The 17,700-nt window shown below is 43.9% G+C and carries 16 protein-coding genes; 13 read left to right on the top strand and 3 right to left on the bottom strand.

The window, feature by feature from the left end:
* Positions 1 to 513 precede the first annotated feature (513 nt).
* From BMZ72_RS30110 to BMZ72_RS30170, 13 genes are all read left to right on the top strand, one after another.
* Positions 514 to 1,068: a peroxiredoxin gene (locus BMZ72_RS30110; RefSeq protein ID WP_012790730.1), complete on the top strand. Its 555-nt coding sequence runs from the start codon at positions 514 to 516 to the stop codon at positions 1,066 to 1,068.
* Between the two features lie 87 nt (positions 1,069 to 1,155).
* Positions 1,156 to 1,743, top strand: coding sequence for a carboxymuconolactone decarboxylase family protein (locus BMZ72_RS30115; RefSeq protein WP_089814154.1), 588 nt, complete (start codon positions 1,156 to 1,158; stop codon positions 1,741 to 1,743).
* A gap of 247 nt (positions 1,744 to 1,990) precedes the next feature.
* Entirely contained in the window at positions 1,991 to 2,227 is a 237-nt protein-coding gene (gene rpmB, locus BMZ72_RS30120) for a 50S ribosomal protein L28 (RefSeq protein WP_012790732.1), read from the top strand.
* Positions 2,228 to 2,259: 32 nt separating this feature from the next.
* Positions 2,260 to 2,442, top strand: a complete 183-nt coding sequence (gene rpmG, locus BMZ72_RS30125) for a 50S ribosomal protein L33 (protein WP_012790733.1) — start codon at positions 2,260 to 2,262, stop codon at positions 2,440 to 2,442.
* 111 nt (positions 2,443 to 2,553) lie between these two features.
* Positions 2,554 to 2,727 (top strand): DUF4295 family protein, encoded by a 174-nt coding sequence (locus BMZ72_RS30130; protein ID WP_089814156.1) that lies wholly within the window; start codon positions 2,554 to 2,556, stop codon positions 2,725 to 2,727.
* A 238-nt stretch (positions 2,728 to 2,965) separates the two neighbouring features.
* The gene (ftsY, locus tag BMZ72_RS30135) at positions 2,966 to 3,928 is read left to right on the top strand and encodes a signal recognition particle-docking protein FtsY (protein ID WP_089814158.1); all 963 of its coding nucleotides are present in this window, start codon (positions 2,966 to 2,968) and stop codon (positions 3,926 to 3,928) included.
* A 449-nt stretch (positions 3,929 to 4,377) separates the two neighbouring features.
* Complete coding sequence (locus BMZ72_RS30140; protein ID WP_218155299.1) at positions 4,378 to 4,779, top strand: hypothetical protein; 402 nt, start codon at positions 4,378 to 4,380, stop codon at positions 4,777 to 4,779.
* Between the two features lie 237 nt (positions 4,780 to 5,016).
* Positions 5,017 to 5,892, top strand: a complete 876-nt coding sequence (locus BMZ72_RS30145) for a cupin-like domain-containing protein (protein WP_089814160.1) — start codon at positions 5,017 to 5,019, stop codon at positions 5,890 to 5,892.
* A gap of 257 nt (positions 5,893 to 6,149) precedes the next feature.
* Complete coding sequence (gene rimO / locus BMZ72_RS30150; protein WP_089814162.1) at positions 6,150 to 7,457, top strand: 30S ribosomal protein S12 methylthiotransferase RimO; 1,308 nt, start codon at positions 6,150 to 6,152, stop codon at positions 7,455 to 7,457.
* A 123-nt stretch (positions 7,458 to 7,580) separates the two neighbouring features.
* Complete coding sequence (locus BMZ72_RS30155; RefSeq protein ID WP_089814164.1) at positions 7,581 to 9,320, top strand: DEAD/DEAH box helicase; 1,740 nt, start codon at positions 7,581 to 7,583, stop codon at positions 9,318 to 9,320.
* Positions 9,321 to 9,562: 242 nt separating this feature from the next.
* Positions 9,563 to 11,503, top strand: coding sequence for a 1,4-alpha-glucan branching protein GlgB (gene glgB, locus BMZ72_RS30160; protein WP_089814166.1), 1,941 nt, complete (start codon positions 9,563 to 9,565; stop codon positions 11,501 to 11,503).
* A 153-nt stretch (positions 11,504 to 11,656) separates the two neighbouring features.
* The gene (locus tag BMZ72_RS30165) at positions 11,657 to 12,553 is read left to right on the top strand and encodes a DUF4382 domain-containing protein (protein ID WP_089814168.1); all 897 of its coding nucleotides are present in this window, start codon (positions 11,657 to 11,659) and stop codon (positions 12,551 to 12,553) included.
* Positions 12,554 to 12,651: 98 nt separating this feature from the next.
* On the top strand, positions 12,652 to 13,266 hold the full coding sequence (locus BMZ72_RS30170; RefSeq protein WP_089814170.1) for a toxin-antitoxin system YwqK family antitoxin: 615 nt from the start codon (positions 12,652 to 12,654) through the stop codon (positions 13,264 to 13,266).
* Between the two features lie 192 nt (positions 13,267 to 13,458).
* On the opposite strand, the gene BMZ72_RS30175 is transcribed toward BMZ72_RS30170, so the two are convergent.
* The 3 genes from BMZ72_RS30175 to BMZ72_RS30185 form a co-directional block, all read right to left on the bottom strand.
* Positions 13,459 to 14,127 carry a phosphatase PAP2 family protein gene (locus BMZ72_RS30175; RefSeq protein WP_089814172.1) on the bottom strand — a complete coding sequence of 223 codons (669 nt, stop codon included), beginning with the start codon at positions 14,125 to 14,127 and terminating at the stop codon, positions 13,459 to 13,461.
* Between the two features lie 117 nt (positions 14,128 to 14,244).
* On the bottom strand, positions 14,245 to 14,646 hold the full coding sequence (locus BMZ72_RS36860; protein WP_218155300.1) for a KGG domain-containing protein: 402 nt from the start codon (positions 14,644 to 14,646) through the stop codon (positions 14,245 to 14,247).
* Between the two features lie 543 nt (positions 14,647 to 15,189).
* Positions 15,190 to 17,583, bottom strand: coding sequence for a glycoside hydrolase family 31 protein (locus BMZ72_RS30185; RefSeq protein ID WP_089814174.1), 2,394 nt, complete (start codon positions 17,581 to 17,583; stop codon positions 15,190 to 15,192).
* Positions 17,584 to 17,700: the final 117 nt, after the last annotated feature.

Consider the following 17,700-nt stretch of genomic DNA (forward strand, 5'->3'; position numbering starts at 1 on the left):
CCGTGAGGAAAGTCATTCTTACAGGATACGGCACCATCTGCGCGTTAACCATTAGATGAACAGGTCTTGTGTAGCATCAAATTCATCATGTTTACCGAGACCGTTTTTAATTAACGGGATGAGTGCAATTCCAATCGTAAAAATCACCAAGAGTACGTTTTTAAGTTTCATAGCCTGTCGTTTTATAATATTCGTTAAAGTTTTGGTACTATATATAACTAAATAGCGTGCCAAATTGTTCCGTTTGCCTTCACATTATGTTAAGATTGTATTAATGGAACAAAATAAAAATTAAAAAACGCCGTAAAGTTAGGAGGAGGGCCATTTTTGGCGGCATATAGAGAATTTCAATGCACAGGTATTCAAAATCTATTTGATTAATAATGAGGAGACACGCAATTTTGCACCCGAATAACCATAAAGGACATATGTAATTCATGTGAATGTAACACGCGTCCGGAAAGTTGGATATATAAAGAGGATATAACGTAAATAATAAATCATATACGCACAATGAAGAATGTAACATTATCTTTAGGAGCAAGCTTTCCTGAGTTCAAAAAGACCGCTGTAGTATCCATCGAGAAAGGTAAAGAATTCTATGAACTGTCTTCCGAAGAGCTGAAGAATTCCGGCAAATGGTTAGTAATGTTCTGGTGGCCAAAAGACTTCACTTTTGTTTGTCCTACCGAAATTGCTGAGTTCAACAAACATTACCAGGATTTCGTTGACCGTGATGCTATCTTAATTGGTGCTTCTACTGATTCTGAATTCGTACACGCTGCATGGAGAAGAGACCACGAAGATCTGCGTAACCTGCAGTTCCCGATGCTGGCTGATACGTCCAAATCTCTGGCTGAAGAGCTGGGTATCCTGGAAGCAAACGAGAAAGTTGCTTACCGTGCTACATTCATCGTTGATCCGCAGGGTATCGTACGTTGGGTATCTCTGTATGACCTGAACGTAGGCCGTAGCGTGAAAGAAGTACTGCGTGTACTGGATGCACTGCAGACAGACGAGCTGTGCCCTTGTAACTGGGAAAAAGGCCAGGCTACACTGAACGCTTAATCTTTTTTAAGGTCCATAGTCAATACCCGAAAGGGTTGTCCGGCTATGGACTTTTTATTTTTTACAGACAATTGAAAAATAATTATTATGTTCGCAACTTCAAATACTGATACGGCTGTACAGTTGCTGGAAGCAGTAGGGTTAACCGGAGAGCATCTTTCTGATCGCTTACGTACCCTCGCCAACACTGACGCCCGTTATCTGAAAGATCTTAAGATAAACGTTACCAACTCATTATCTGCCTCTACACTGACCAAAAAGGAAGCTTACCTGCTGGGTCTGTCAGTTGCAGCAAATGAGAAACATGTTGACCTGCAGACGGCTTTTGAAAAGCTGGCTACACAGGAAGGTGCTACAGACAAGGAGATCGCTGAGATCTACAGCTGTACATCCCTGATGAATGCAAACAACGTGTACTATCGTTTCCGCCATTTCGTGAATAAGGAATTTTACACTGCTACACCAGCAGGTATCCGTATGAGCATCATGGCGAATCCGGTTTTAGGTAAGGAGTTTTTCGAACTGGTGAGCCTGGTGGTATCGGCGTTGAACGGCTGTGAGATGTGCGTGACTTCACACGAAGATGCGTTACTGAAACACGGAACTTCACAACAGCGAGTGCTGGAAGGAGTGAGATTGGGTGCTGTATTGAGAAGCCTGGTAGTACTGCTGTAAGGCAGCAAAGGATCGCATAAATTGGCCCTGTTGTAAAAATAGATCGCTGATTTTGTGCGAATTTCAAAATGTGGATATCTTTATACTTCAGAAATTCTACCGATGGATTCTGTTGATATTCAGATATTTATGAGAGGTGAATTCTAATTTAGATTTACACATCTCATAAGTGTTAATAAAATCGGATTACAATTATTTGCAAAATCGACAAAAAAGTGCGACTTTTGCAATCCAAAATTTTTCTATCATGGCAAGAGTATGTCAGGTGACAGGAAAGAAGCCGATTACGGGTCACCATGTTTCCTTCTCTAATATTAAGACAAAGAGGAGATTTCTGCCTAACCTGCAGAAAAAGCGTTTTTTCCTGGCGGAAGAAGATCGCTGGATTTCTTTGAAAGTATCAGCTGATGGTTTAAGAACCATCAACAAGAATGGTTTGTATGCAGTAGTTAAGGACTTGCGTGCAGCTGGAGAGAATATCTAATTGTTGGCATTCAACTTTAATTTGTATACAAAATGGCAAAAAAAGGTAACAGGGTGCAAGTGATATTGGAATGTACAGAGCATAAGACTTCAGGTCAGCCAGGTACTTCCCGTTATATCAGCACCAAGAATAAGAAGAACACTCCAGAGCGTCTGGAGCTGAAGAAGTACAACCCAATCCTGAGAAAGGTAACTGTACACAAAGAAATTAAGTAATTGATCGTTAATGTTGAGCGTTAATCGGTAGCATGTTAGTGCATTCGGTCGCGATTAGCAATTAACAGGTAACTTTTGACGATTCACTTTAACTTTTAATCTAATAATATTATGGCAAAAGCGGCATCTAAGAACTCGAAAGTAAAAGACGCGAAGGCAGCAGCTGAGTCCAAAGTTTGGACAAAAGTAATCAGAGCTGTACGCTCTCCTAAAACTGGTGCATACTCTTTCAAAGAGGCTATCGTGCACAAGGATAAAGTTGTGGAGCACATTAACCAGAAGTAATTCGGCTTTACCAATTATACTATAAAAGCTGTCCGTTATCAGGACAGCTTTTTGTGTTGGTAATAAGTAAGGTCATTGTAGTTATATCCTTTTTGTATATAACTGCCATTAAACGCTGAGCCCCAATAGTCAATACTCTTCTATTATGGAGTATTTTCTGTAACTTAACGCCTTAACAATCGACTACCGTCAATACATATCCTATTGACGCCAGACTGTCGGTCGCAAAAGAATAACCATGAGTTTTTTCAATAAGCTATTTTCAAGGGAGAAGAAAGAAAGCCTGGACCAGGGATTACAGAAGACGAAAGATAGTTTTCTCACCAAAATAGGCCGTGCCATTGCAGGTAAAACCACTGTTGATACAGAAGTACTGGACAGCCTGGAGGAAGCATTGGTATCTGCTGATGTTGGTGTGGATACAACCGTACAGATCATTGACCGAATAGAAAAACGCGTATCGAAAGATAAATACCTGGGTACTGCAGAACTGAACAAGATCCTGCAGGAAGAAATTGCAGGTCTGCTCGTAGATGCGCCGGATAGCGGATTCCGTGACTTTGATATTCCGGCTGATAAAAAGCCTTACGTAATTATGGTTGTCGGCGTGAACGGTGTTGGTAAAACGACCACTATCGGTAAACTGGCCTATAACTTCAAAAAAGCAGGTAAGTCCGTATTACTCGGCGCTGCAGATACTTTCAGAGCAGCAGCGGTAGATCAGCTGACCATCTGGAGCGACCGTGTAGGTGTGCCTATCGTAAAACAGCAAATGGGTTCCGATCCGGGTGCTGTTGCCTTCGATACTGTACAGAGCGGTGCGGCAAAAGGATCTGAAGTCATCATTATCGATACAGCAGGTCGTCTGCATAACAAAGCCCATCTCATGGATGAGCTGAGTAAGATCAAACGTGTGATGAAGAAAGTAATTCCGGATGCACCACATGAGGTACTGCTGGTACTGGATGGTTCTACCGGACAGAATGCACTGGAACAGGCGCGTCATTTTACAGCGGCTACTGAAGTTACCGCACTCGCTATTACAAAACTGGATGGTACTGCTAAAGGTGGTGTCGTACTGGCTATCGCCAACCAGTTTAAAATACCGGTGAAGTATATCGGTATCGGTGAGAAAATGGAAGATCTGCAGGTATTCAGTAAAGAAGAATTCGTAGACTCGCTGTTTAGTATAAAAGACTAATGAACACCAAAAGTGTTTGATGATAATGAAAAGAGACCTTAAGGGTCTCTTTTTTGTTTGTAGTAGTAAAGTCGATATTTTTATATCAATGCATGTTATGGAAATGTAAGTTGAGTAACTTATTATATAAGACTAATAACCAATATTGCGCAGAGCGATTACTATTAAGTTTTAAAATTTAAATACTAAACAATATGTGGAAATATGGTCTTAATTTCAGTTTATCAGGCTGATGTCCGGGCATGTGTTTCTCTGAAACCAGTTCCTACTTAGCAACAGTCAATTTAATCACCAAATAGTTTTTATGTCTTACATTTCTTTACCCGGCATGTCTTTTATTACCAGTGCTACATCTCCATCACCCAAAAGAAAAACGGCAGGGTGGATATCCCGCTATCTGGCAAAAGTAAAAGCGAAAAGACAGGCTCAGAAAATTATGAATAGTCTGCATGAAGTCCAACAGATTCGGGAAGGCAAACGGGAGGGACGAACCCTTGACAACTTCCTCAGGAATTTTTAAAGTAATTACTACAAGCATTTTTGAAGACGAGGCGCGAAGACTTAAGAAGGTCTATCCTCAGATCGGAAAAGACATCGCGAAATTAAATGAGATATTGAATAAGGACCCGGTTACAGGAAATGACGCACTAGGTAAATCCTGTTATAAAGTCCGGATGAGGATAAGTGGTAAAAATCGTGGTAAATCTTATGGCGCCAGGATTATAATTAATGTACAGGTAATTGACAGCGAAGTATACCTTCTTTCTATATATGACAAAAGTAAAAAAGAGGGGCTTTTTGAAGGAGAGCTGGACAATTTGTTAAAGTACAGGCTCTCTCTGAAGGAATGAAGTTAACCAGTAAGTATTTCTGCTTTTATATCTCTCACTGACCGTTTAGCCCCTAAATAAATTCTCCGCACACAGTTTACTAATCATTTTGATAGCAATATCTGCTATACGCGGCGGCATTATTATTGCGGTGTTTGCTTCAGCAGACACTGAAATCTGCTTTCCATATAACATCCTTACCCGGCAAAAGGCCGGTGTGTATCTATTGTTTCACGTACTCATTAATGTATCTTCTTTATGCATTTAACCTCCATTGATCGCGTAGAGAATATTTCAGCTGAAGTATTCCGTAAGAAGTATTTTGAACCACGGAAACCATTAGTGATCACCGGACTGAGTAAAAACTGGCCGGCGCATGAGAAATGGACCTGGGATTACTTCAAATCCATCGTAGGGGAGCAGACAGTAGGCTTATATAACAATGAACGTGCAGGGGCCAAAACCCTGGTAAATGGGGCAGATGCCTACATAAGTTTTGGGGATTACCTGGATATGGTCAGAAAAGGACCTGTACAGCTCCGGATATTCCTGTTTAACATCTTCCAGCATGCCCCTGAAATAGTAAAGGATTTCACCTGGCCGGACCAGCTGCTATCCGGCTTTCTGAAGAAATATCCCATGCTCTTTGTGGGAGGGGCGGGGTCGGTAGCGCATATGCACTATGATATTGATCTATCACATATATTCCATACACAGTTTATCGGACGAAAAAGGGTGTTGCTGCTGGAAAACAGGCAAGCCCCCTATATCTACCGGATGCCCTTTACGGTGGAGAGTGCGGCCAGCTTTGTGAACTGGCATGAGCACCTCGATACGGAGCAGTTCCCGGCACTCGGGAAGGCGGAAGCGTATACAACGGTGCTGGAACACGGAGATACCCTCTTTATGCCGGGTGGTTACTGGCATCATATGGAATATATGGACAGCGGTTTTGCGATGAGTCTGCGGGCCCTGGATGAGACGCTGACGGGGAAGCTGAATGGCTTATATCATATCGTCGGACTCAGAAGCATGAACAATCTACTCATAAGACTGGCGCCGGAGTGGTGGTATCACTATAAGAGAAAAATAGCAAGGAGGAGAGCAGAAAGGCTGCTGGGCGCGGCTGGATGAGCCCGGAAACTGCTAATAATAGGAAGAATTCATATATTTCACATCATCAAAATATTGTTTTAACATACAATTCGCAATTGGTAATTGACAATTCACAATTTAGTGTTACCTTTGCATTTCTTAGTTAAATAACCCCCACTTAGGCTCATAGTCACATAACAGTAAGTCTCGCTGTTCTCTTCAATTCGTGTCTGGATGTCTTCGTGGCGGTAAGCGATTGGGTGTCAGGCCCTTTAGCTAGATTAAAATATTCGCGCTTGAAGACAAAAACTTTAAAGAAAGATAAGGTTAATATTATTACGCTTGGCTGTTCCAAGAATATGGTTGATTCTGAAGTGCTCAGCGGTCAGTTACTGGCCAATGAAATCGATGTGGTGCATGAAAGTGCCAAAAAGGATCATAACATTGTTGTTGTAAACACCTGTGGCTTTATTGATAAGGCCAAGGAAGAATCTATCAACACTATCCTGGAACAGATTGAGTTGAAAAACCGGGGCCGCCTGGAAAAAGTATACGTAACAGGTTGTCTTAGCGAGCGTTATCGCGGAGATCTGGAAAGTGAAATTCCTGGTGTGGATGCCTGGTTTGGTACCATGGAGTTGCCATTGATCCTGAAAAAGTTCGATGCTGACTACAAGGCAGAGCTGATCGGTGAACGTCTGCTGGCTACTCCGACGCATTATGCTTACCTGAAGATCGCTGAGGGATGTAACCGTACCTGCTCATTCTGCGCTATTCCGTTGATGCGCGGTGGTCACGTATCGCGTCCCATCGAGCAACTGGTAGCAGAAGCAGAAAAACTGGTGAATTCAGGTGTGAAAGAGATCATGCTGATTGCACAGGAACTGACCTATTATGGTCTGGATCTGTACAAGGAGCGTAGACTGGCCGACCTCTTAAGAGCGCTGGCACAGGTGAAAGGTTTGGAATGGATCCGTCTGCATTACGCTTACCCGCACAAGTTCCCGATGGAAGTGCTGGACGTAATGAATGAATTCCCGAATATTTGTAAGTATATTGATATGCCGTTGCAACACGCGGCCGATAATATGCTCAAATCCATGAAACGTCAGATCACACGCGTTGAAATGGAAGAACTGATCACCGCTATCCGTGAAAAAGTACCCGGCATCTGTCTGCGTACCACGCTGATCACCGGTTATCCGGGCGAAACGCTGGAAGACGTGGAAGAGACCAAACGCTTCCTTGAAAAGATGCGTCTGGACAGGGTAGGCGTATTTACGTATAGTCACGAGGAAGGTACCAGTGCTTACGAGCTGGAAGATAATATCCCTGCAGAAGAGAAAGAACGCAGGGCACAGGATATCATGGAAACACAACAGGAAATTTCGCTGGAGAAAAACCAGGAAAAAGTTGGTAAGGTATTCCGTGTAATCGTAGACAAAAAAGAATCAGGCCGTTACCTGGCACGCACAGAATTCGATTCTGTGGAAGTAGATAATGAAGTGATCATTAATACCAGCAAACGCCTGAAACCCGGAGAATTTGTTAATGTCAGAATCACCAAGGCATATGATTATGACCTGGAAGGGGAACTGGTGTAAACAAAGAACAGTGCGATCCATTGTGATTGTTGACCGGCACTAAATTTTATTTCAAGAGTAATCAGTTTAACAAAACTGAATAGTATACCAAGGCTCCCGACGGAGCCTGATCAAAGCAAATCAATGACTACATTTGAAACTTTAGGCTTACAGGAGCCCATCTTAAAAGGAATCCAGGACCTGGGATTTATTGCACCTACGCCAATTCAGGAAAAAGCTATTCCTGTATTATTGGGTGGTGACCGGGACTTTGTAGGTTTGGCCCAGACGGGTACAGGAAAGACGGCAGCATTTGGCCTGCCGCTGTTACAGCAGATCGATATTAAACAACGTCATCCCCAGGGATTGATTTTGTGTCCAACACGTGAATTATGTTTGCAGATCACCAATGACCTGAAGAACTTCAGTAAACATCTGGGTGATGTTAGCATCGTGGCGGTGTATGGTGGTTCAAGCATCGTACAGCAGCTGCGTGATCTGAAAAGAGGAGTACACATCGTAGTGGCTACTCCCGGCCGTTTGCTCGATATCATCGAAAGAAAGGCAGTTAATTTTTCGAATGTACGCTATGTTGTACTGGACGAAGCAGATGAAATGCTGAACATGGGTTTCCAGGAAGACATCAACAATATATTATCCAATACGCCTGACGAGAAAACCACCTGGTTGTTCTCAGCTACCATGCCTCAGGAAGTACGCCGCATTGCGCAGAAGTACATGTCAGATCCTTTCGAACTGACCGTAGGTAATAAAAACAGCGGTAACGCTAACATCGAACACGAATACTACGTAGTACGTCCGCGTGAAAAATACGCAGCTCTGAAACGTATCGTGGATTACAACCCTGAGATTTTTGGTATCATCTTTACCCGTACTAAAATAGAATCGCAGGAAATCGCAGAATCACTTATCCGTGACGGTTATAATGCAGATGCCCTGCATGGTGACCTGACGCAGCAGCAGCGTGATAAAGTAATGAAACGCTTCCGTGAGAAATCATTACAGGTACTGGTTGCAACTGACGTTGCTGCCCGTGGTATCGACGTTGATAACGTAACACACGTAATCAACTACGAACTGCCTGATGATGTAGAAAACTACACACACCGTAGTGGTCGTACCGCACGTGCCGGTAAGTCTGGTATTTCCATAGCGATCATCACTGGTCGTGATACCGGAAAGATCCGTCAGATCGAAAGAGTGATCGGTAAGAAATTCACCAAGGTGGAAGTACCTGATGGTTTCGCAGTATGTGAAAAACAACTGTTCGGCCTTGTTCATAAAGTGCACAACGTAGTTGTAAACGAAGAGCAGATCGAACCATATCTGGAACGCATATTCGAAGAGTTTGCGGCCATGAGCAAAGAAGAGATCATCAAACGCTTTGCTTCTCTCGAGTTTAATCAGTTCCTGGAATACTACCAGGATGCACCTGATCTGAACGTGAAAGAAGAAAGAAGAACCGCAGAAGGTGGTGAGCGCAGAGCGAGTGGTGGTAAATTCACCCGCCTGTTCATCAACCTGGGTTCAGTAGATGATTTCACCCGTGGTGATATGTTACGTTACCTGTGCGATACAAGTGGCGTACGTGGTAACAAAATCGGTCGTATCGATCTGAAAGGTGTTTATTCCTTCTTTGAAGTAGAGAACGATGTTGTGGAGAAATTCCAGCAGACCTTCAAGAAAGCTGAATACAACGGTCGTAGCGTACGTATCGAAATGTCTCAGGATGGCGATAAACGTCGTTCCGGTGGCGGTGGCCGTCCTCCACGTGAAGGTAGTAGCAGTGGCAGACGCTGGGAAGGTAGCAGCAGCGGAGGTTCCGGTGGTGGCCGCGCTGGTGGTTTCAGAAAGAAATATTAGTCGGTTTTAGACTGAAACGATAATTGAGAGTCCGTAGGAGATAGGTTGACTATTTCTTACGGACTTTCCTTTTTAATTAAGAATTAGGAATTAAGAATTAAAAATCAGAATGCAGGGAGGCACTATGACGGACCCCAATTCTTAATCCTTAATTTTTAATTCTTAATTTATTATTCTTTCCGGTCTGATACTTGATGATGTTAGTATTTACGCTATATTGTTACTCTTAGCAGTACCCTATTATGACAGCAAATAAAAAGACGAAGTTACAGCCGGTAGTACCCTTTTCCCTGCTTTCCGCCAGGGATGTAGAACTGTTTCAGGAAGGAACACATGCGCACCTGTATGAGAAATTCGGGGCGCATACATTGGAATATGAAGGCGTAAAAGGTACCTATTTCGCTGTCTGGGCACCTAATGCTGCATATGTATCCGTTATCGGCGATTTCAACGAATGGGATCATTATAGTCACACTTTGTATCCCAGATGGGACAAGTCCGGTATATGGGAAGGCTTCATTCCACAGGTAAAAAAGGGCGCACTCTATAAATATTTTATCCGTTCCAATTCCGGCGAAGAACTGCGAAAAGGAGATCCTTATGCTAATTATTGGGAACAGCGTCCGCTGACAGCTTCCGTTACCTGGCAGCTGGATTATAAATGGAAAGACAAGCGCTGGATGGAACAGCGTCATAAACATAACAGCCTGGAAAGTCCTTTCAGTGTGTATGAAGTACACCTGGGCTCCTGGCGCCGTCCGGATAAATCTAATCACGAATTATTCTATACATATGCGGAGATAGCCGCCATGCTGGTACCCTACGTAAAAGATATGGGTTTCACGCATGTGGAACTGATGCCGGTAATGGAGCATCCTTTTGATGGTTCCTGGGGATACCAGGGTACCGGTTATTATGCACCTACCTCCAGATATGGTTCTCCGCAGGATTTCATGGCTTTTGTAGATGCATTTCATCATGCGGAAATAGGGGTGATCCTGGACTGGGTGCCTTCGCATTTCCCATATGATGCACATGGATTATACAGATTCGATGGCGCACATACCTACGAATATGCTGACATGCGTAAAGGCTATCATCCTGACTGGAACAGTTATATTTTCAATTATGCCCGTAGCGAGGTACGTTCATTCCTGTTAAGCAATGCGGTATTCTGGCTGGAGAAATTCCATATAGATGGTCTGCGTGTAGATGCAGTCGCCTCTATGATACACCTGAATTACTCCCGTGAAGCAGGCGCCTGGGAACCCAATGAACTGGGAGGAGAGGAGAACCTGGAGGCTGTTTCATTCCTGAAACACATGAATGAGACGATCTATAAACTGTTCCCGGATGTACAGACGATCGCAGAGGAATCTACCAACTTTTATGGCGTATCCAGACCTGTATATCTGGGCGGACTTGGATTTGGTATGAAGTGGATGATGGGCTGGATGAATGATACCCTGGCGTATTTTAAACGCGACCCTTATCACCGCAAATGGCACCAGGATCAGCTGACCTTCAGTATTGCCTATGCCTTTACGGAGAACTTTATGCTGCCGCTCAGCCATGATGAAGTCGTGCATGGCAAGTCGCCCATGATGTATAAAATGCCGGGCGACGACTGGCAGAAACTGGCCAACTTACGCCTGATGTACAGTTATATGTTTACCCATCCGGGTACGAAACTGTTGTTCATGGGTGATGAATTCGGCCAGACAACTGAGTGGAATTTTAAATCAGAACTGGACTGGCATCTGCTGGAACATCAGTCTCACCAGGGATTACAACGATATGTGAAGGCGCTGAATCACCTGTATACCTCGGAGCCCGCGTTATACATCAAACAATTCGAGTACTATGGCTTCGAATGGGTGAATGTATCGGATTTCGACAATAGTATCCTGGCTTATCTCCGTAAAAGCTACAAACCGGAGGAAGACATGCTGATCGTGCTGAATATGACCCCGGCCGCCCATGAGCTTTATCAGCTGGGTATAGACGGCGGCGGCACATGGAAAGAGATCCTCAACAGCGATCAGGAGGAGTTTTTCGGTAGCGGAGTCGTAAATACCGGTCTGCTGGAGGCACAGGAGCTTCCCCTGAATGGGAAAACACATGCTTTACAGCTGCGCATACCCCCGCTGGGCGCGGCTATTTTCAAAAGAGCAATAAAATAAACCATATAAATGGTTGATGGTCCGGATGTTAAGAATATATAAGGGTTTTTACTACTCTGTTAAACTTTTGTTTATTTTTGCCATCTAAATACTGCCTTACTCAGAGAAGTACTCTTCTGACGCGGCGTATTATTAACCATAAACCATTCTTTTATGAAGACCTATCTCCGAACCACCGGATGGGGACTAGCCACATTATTGCTGTTGGCTTTCGTTTTCCATGCCTGCCAGAAGGACAATTCCGCGTCCATGTCACCTGGTCCAGGGCAACAAAGACTAAACATTTATCTGTCAGATGATCCGGGATTTTTCGACAATGTATTCCTGGACATCCGCAGCGTGCAGGTACTGGTAGATACCTGTACAGGCACCCGCGACAACGACGACAACTGGGGCGATGATTATCACCGCTGCTGGTGGTGGGAAGACCGCCGCGACAACAAAGACAGTTGTCAGGTATGGGATTCTCTGGGTATCCGCGCAGGCGTATATGATGTACTGTCACTGCGTAACGGTACAGACACTATCCTGGGCGATGGTATCGTTCCAAAAGGAAAGATCAAAAAGATCATGATCACCCTGGGCGACAACAATTACCTGGTGAAAGACAGTGTAACCTATCCGCTGAAATCTGTTTCCGGACAGGTACGTCTGGTGATCCAGGTACGTCATGATGAGTGGGAGGAATTCTCGAACGACAATTTCCGCCTCTGGCTGGACTTTGACGTAGACCGTTCCATCATCCAGACACGTAAGGGAGAGTTCTTACTGCGTCCGGTGATCCATGTATTCACGGTGAAACAAACCGGTAGTATTTCAGGTAAAGTAAGCCCATGGCAGGCATTCCCTGTGATCACGGTTTACAATGATCAGGACACGGCCTATGCATTGCCATGGAAGAATGGAGAATATAAACTGAGAGGGTTGAAAGCAGGTACTTACAAAGTGTTTGTAAATGCTTCCAATGGTTACAAAGATACCACCGTAACGGGTGTTACTGTGAGCAGAGGTGATAATACGAAAGTAGAAGAGATTAAGCTGAAGAAATAGGCATAATCAGGTTAAAGCAAAAATGACGACTATTGATACCCGGCGCAACTTTGTTGTGCCGGTTTTTTTTTATACCTACTTTTGTACAAATTAATCCTATGAGAAAACTGAGTGTATTTTTAATGCTGCAATTCCTTGTCCTGGCGGCTTTTGCCCAGATGCCGAAGGTGCGGGTCAACAAGGTTGACGAACAGCAGCGCAAACAAGGGGAATGGCAGGAGGAAATGCCTGAGGTCCGCGGAGAACCGGGTTATACCTGGGAGGGAAACTATGTCGATAACAAGAAGGAGGGAATATGGAAGAAATACGCCGTATCCGGAGGGATTATCGCAGAAGAGACCTACAAACACGACCAGCTGAATGGCTATGCACGTTATTTCTATCCAAACGGTAAGGTAAGTGCGGAAGGTGCTTTCGTAGCGATGGACATTAATGGTGAAGTGGACTACTTCAGGATCGTGGATCCGGTCACCGGAGATGAGAAATTCGAAGAAGTAAAAAGAGATGGTAGTTCTCAGCGTAATGGTATGTGGAAAGTATATGACGAGGATGGAAAGATGATGAAGGAATACTACAGACGAGGAGAGCCAGTGACAGAAGAAGAATTCGGAAGAGGGCCTGTAAAACCGGCTGCATCAGAAAAACCTGCAACACCACCTGCACCGCCTGCATTACCTCACCAGAATCAGAAGAAAAAGGGTGCTAAAGGATAATCATCCAGGTACTGTATCAAAAAGTCTCAATAGAATAAAGAGGGCACCAGCAACGAACTGACTGTAGCAAATCAGAAGGTCTCATCACAACGAAAAGAACAGACGAACCTACAATTTTGAAGTAAGTAACCAATCATCTAAGGAGAAATATTTTGGGCGCCCTGGTCATATTGGCCAGGGCGCTTTTTAATTTTACGCAGCATGCTTCTTTCTGCTCAGCGAACCATCCCAGCGTGGATCTTTAAAAGAAGACCAGGTACCAGACCATGTCAGCCAGAGCAGGGTCACTACTGTTGCAACAACCGAACCTCCTGTTACATCTTCCAGGAAATGCTGGCTCATATACATGCGGGAATAGGCGACCAGCAGGGCAAAGAGCAGATAGATGTATCCCATCTTTTTATTGGGTGTGATATATGTCAGCACCATTGCGATGGTGAATGCACAGGCGGTATGTCCGGAAGGGAAGCTGAAGTTATTGGACAACAGTTCCACGTTCGGCACGTAGTATATCGGACGCGTATGACCAGCGAAGTAAACGCTGGGTCTGGGCGCGTTAAAAAGGTTTTTAAGCGAGACATTGACAGCGGTGCTCAGTATAAGGCTGGAAGCCATTAAAAAGCTGCTGCGATAGCTAAAGAAAAGGAGCAGGAGACATATGACTACGGCAGATACAGAACTACCTAATTCTGTCATATAGGGAAACAATACATCACCGGCAGGGAAATGCAGGCCGTTGATAAAAAAGTAGATGTCTTCTTTGGAATACGACAATTTAACTGCCAGTATAAGTATCAGTATACCGAGATAGGGCAGGAGAAAGGGATAGAGACGACGGGAATTAGCAATAAGTGTTTGCAAAGGATGCTTGTTTTAACAATTAAATATATCTGACAAATGTATAAAAAAAGGAACGCCTGGTATGTACTTAAATACGTACCAGGCGTTCCAGTTAAAGGAAAGAAACCGTGTGTTGTCTTACACCGATGAATTTGAATTATCTTTTTGTCTTTTTTTGTGAGCAGCTTCACCGCCTTTTTTACCTATTTCAGCCATGTGCTGTCTGTTTCTGCTGACAGCAACTCCACCTTTACGCCCTGCTTCGCGGGCTTCAGCGGAATTAAATTCGTGAGCAACACCCTGTGCGTGAGCTGCGCGTCCGCCTTTACTGGCTATAGCGCGTTGCATCGCTGCATCCATGGATGCGAAACCACGTTTATCTTTGCGGCTTGTTGTCGTTTTTTCTTCTGAGGGAGTTGAGTGTTTGTTCTCTGCATGACTTCCATGTGCTGTTGATTCTCTTGATTCACGGTCTTGATTGAGGTGTTCCCTTTCCAGTTTGTCCTGCTCTGTGAAGTGATTGCTTTGTTCTGCAGCCATAAGAAATGAATTTGAAAGGTTAAAAAATGGGTTCCATCTAACGTAGGAAATTGACTCTAATTCGTGAAAGTAGGCACAACTATTATGCCGCGTATGAAAGACTGGTTGTATAACGCATTGGATAACAACTTTACACGTTTAAATTTCTCACATTTTTATGATAAGCGTGGAGTAGAATTGACAAACTGTAGCGTGAGAACGCCAATTAGAATTAGATAATATAGAAAGTGAATGAAATGTTAAGAAATGTCATATTGACGATCGCTATAATTGGTTTGTAACGTGGCATTAACATAAACTGAGCCGTTCACAAATATTGCATCTGTTCATTTTGTTCATTTTGGCTATACGACGTTTGTATGCTTTGTGTATCAGTTATAACATCATAATTTTGGATAACTCTAAAGTTGGCATAGGTTATGAAAAGGCACTAAGATCTCAATCTACAGTGCCCTTTTTTTTAAGTAGGGTTTAAAACTACAAAACCCAAATTCTGTGAAAGAATTTGGGTTTTATAATCAGTAAAAAGTATACTTCCTACGTTTATCTGATAATGAGATTTTCGAATTTACGTTCTACCACGATATTTACAACATTCCCCACAAAGTTAGCAGGAGTCAGCTTTACAACGTTTCCATCCAATACATATTCTTTCGCTTTGAACGGTAAACCATGCACGGAAATATTATGTCTTTTGTAAGCCGCGTTGTACTGACCGAAGTATTTTTTTCTCAGCGCAAAATGTGATTTTTCCGAGCGCTGTTTGAAACGGATATCGTTATACTGCCCATTTTTATAGCCGTAATGATCGCCCGCATCTTCGTATAATGAACTGCTGTATTCTTCTGTTGAATAATAAACATGCAGCATCATTTCTTCTGTATTGCGTTCATCTACGTGCTGTATCTTCGGATAGTTCGGAATAACAGCACCGGCTTTTACGAACAATGGCATTTCATCCAGCGGTGTAGCAATCTTAATGACCTGACCGCCGGTATATGTCTGATCATTCCAGTAGTAATACCATTGTCCTTCCGGCAGGTAAACTTCTTTTTCCTTCATGCCCTGTTCTGATACATGACTGATCAGTAATGAATCACCCAGCATGAATTCATGTGAGCGATCATAGGTTTGTTTGTCATGTTGTGCCACGAATGCCAGCGGACGCAGCATTGGGGTGCCAAAACGGGAGTATTGCCAGAAAGTGGTATATAAGTAAGGCAGCAGACTGTAGCGTAGCTGAATGAACTTCTTAGCCACTGCTTCGTATTCTGTACCAAAACTCCATGGTTCCTGGTTGAAACCGGTTTCATTACTTGCTGAGTGTGTACGCATCAGCGGATGGAATACGGCCAGCTGGATCCAGCGGACATACAGTTCTCCATCAGGTTCGCCGATGAAACCGCCGATATCGCTTCCTACGAAGGAAATACCGGATACTGCCATGCGCTGCGCCTGTACAGATGCCAGCCAGAGATGATCCCAGCTGGAAACGTTATCTCCTGTCCAGAAGGAGGTCCAGCGTTGTGCACCGGCATAGCAGGAACGGGAGATCACGAAAGGCCTGTTCGGCATGAGGTATTTTTTCATACCCGCAGCGGTCGCCTTACTCATCAGGTGTCCGTATACATTGTGTGCCTTACGGTGACTCACAGCTTCTCCGTCATAGTCATGGCGTACATCTTCAGGGAAGGTACCCATTTCGAATACAGCAGGTTCGTTCATATCATTCCAGACACCTCTGACACCCACATCGACCAGTTCCTTGAACAGACCGGCCCACCATTTACGTACTTCCGGATTGGTATAATCCGGGAATACGCATTTACCCGGCCATACATCGCCTTCCATTAAGGCACCATCAGCACGTTTACAGAAGTAATTATTCTGGATACCCTGTTTGTAGATATTGTACTCCGGATCTACCTTGATACCAGGATCGATGATCACAACTACCTTGAAGCCCTGTGCAGCCAGTTCCTTGATCAGGCCTGCCGGCTCAGGGAAACCTTCCTTGCTCCAGGTGAAACAGCGGAAGCCTTCCATATAGTCGATATCCAGATGGATCACATCGCATGGTATTTCACGCTTACGGAATTCAGCTGCGATCTCTTTCACACGTGTGTCAGGATAGTAGCTCCAGCGGCACTGCTGATAGCCTAATGCCCATAATGGCGGCAATTCGGCGGTACCGGTGATGCTGGTATATCCTTCTGCCACTTTCAGCAGTTCTGGTCCGTAGATGAAGTAATAATTCATTTCTCCACCCCTTGCCCAGAAGCTGGTTGCATTATCTCTTTCTTTACCGAAATCGAAGATGGTGCGGAAGGTATTATCGAAGAAGATACCGTATGCTTTACCACGATGTAAACCATAGTAGAAAGGAATATTACGGTATAAAGGATCAGTGTCTTTCTGGAAGCCGTAAGCATCTGTACCGAAGTTCTCCATACGCTTGCCGTGCAGGTTCAGATCGGTTGGCTTATCACCCATACCGAAGAAGCATTCGTCTTCCTGGATCTGTTTACTGCAATACACGATCTTACCACCTTTTTGCAGGTAGTACTGCCAGTGGAAACCCAGTTCGTCCTGGTTGATGATACAACCATCCAGGTCTGTGATAGTCAAACGCAGATCATCTCTTGAGATGTAAATGCGTAATGCTTCTGTATAGATTTCGAAATTTTCTTCAAACTCATGCAGTCCGAAGTTTACAGGCGATTCTTCCAGCCTGTCGCTGACAGCGTAAGAGAAGTCTCTCTGGAAATTACCGTCGGCTGCATAGCGAAAACGAACGATCTTGTCTGAGATGATCCTTACTTCCAGGATTGTTTCTGTTGTATAAAAGTAGAAGTAGTTGCCTTCTTTTTTCCAGTCTTTGATAGTATCCGGATAATGTTTCGCCGAATATTTCCCCGAGGAGGTTGTTACTTGCATTAGATCGCTTTTAAATTTCCCGAATCAATGTCCAGTGTCACGTTTGGTTGTAGGACTATATGAACAAGTTGATTCCCTTTCCCTGTCATCACCCAAATTAGACAAAAAATATTGTTT

The sequence above is a fragment of the Chitinophaga sp. YR627 genome (assembly GCF_900114995.1).
GTDB lineage: Bacteria > Bacteroidota > Bacteroidia > Chitinophagales > Chitinophagaceae > Chitinophaga.

Excerpts from the sequence above, each read along its gene's own strand:
- BMZ72_RS36860 (WP_218155300.1), bottom strand. The coding sequence starts at position 14,646 with ATGGCTGCAGAACAAAGCAATCACTTCACAGAGCAGGACAAACTGGAA.
- BMZ72_RS30140 (WP_218155299.1), top strand. The coding sequence starts at position 4,378 with ATGAAGTCCAACAGATTCGGGAAGGCAAACGGGAGGGACGAACCCTTG.
- BMZ72_RS30110 (WP_012790730.1), top strand. The coding sequence starts at position 514 with ATGAAGAATGTAACATTATCTTTAGGAGCAAGCTTTCCTGAGTTCAAA.
- BMZ72_RS30145 (WP_089814160.1), top strand. The coding sequence starts at position 5,017 with ATGCATTTAACCTCCATTGATCGCGTAGAGAATATTTCAGCTGAAGTA.
- BMZ72_RS30115 (WP_089814154.1), top strand. The coding sequence starts at position 1,156 with ATGTTCGCAACTTCAAATACTGATACGGCTGTACAGTTGCTGGAAGCA.
- ftsY (WP_089814158.1), top strand. The coding sequence starts at position 2,966 with ATGAGTTTTTTCAATAAGCTATTTTCAAGGGAGAAGAAAGAAAGCCTG.
- rpmG (WP_012790733.1), top strand. The coding sequence starts at position 2,260 with ATGGCAAAAAAAGGTAACAGGGTGCAAGTGATATTGGAATGTACAGAG.
- BMZ72_RS30170 (WP_089814170.1), top strand. The coding sequence starts at position 12,652 with ATGAGAAAACTGAGTGTATTTTTAATGCTGCAATTCCTTGTCCTGGCG.
- rpmB (WP_012790732.1), top strand. The coding sequence starts at position 1,991 with ATGGCAAGAGTATGTCAGGTGACAGGAAAGAAGCCGATTACGGGTCAC.
- BMZ72_RS30165 (WP_089814168.1), top strand. The coding sequence starts at position 11,657 with ATGAAGACCTATCTCCGAACCACCGGATGGGGACTAGCCACATTATTG.
- BMZ72_RS30130 (WP_089814156.1), top strand. The coding sequence starts at position 2,554 with ATGGCAAAAGCGGCATCTAAGAACTCGAAAGTAAAAGACGCGAAGGCA.
- BMZ72_RS30155 (WP_089814164.1), top strand. The coding sequence starts at position 7,581 with ATGACTACATTTGAAACTTTAGGCTTACAGGAGCCCATCTTAAAAGGA.
- BMZ72_RS30185 (WP_089814174.1), bottom strand. The coding sequence starts at position 17,583 with ATGCAAGTAACAACCTCCTCGGGGAAATATTCGGCGAAACATTATCCG.
- glgB (WP_089814166.1), top strand. The coding sequence starts at position 9,563 with ATGACAGCAAATAAAAAGACGAAGTTACAGCCGGTAGTACCCTTTTCC.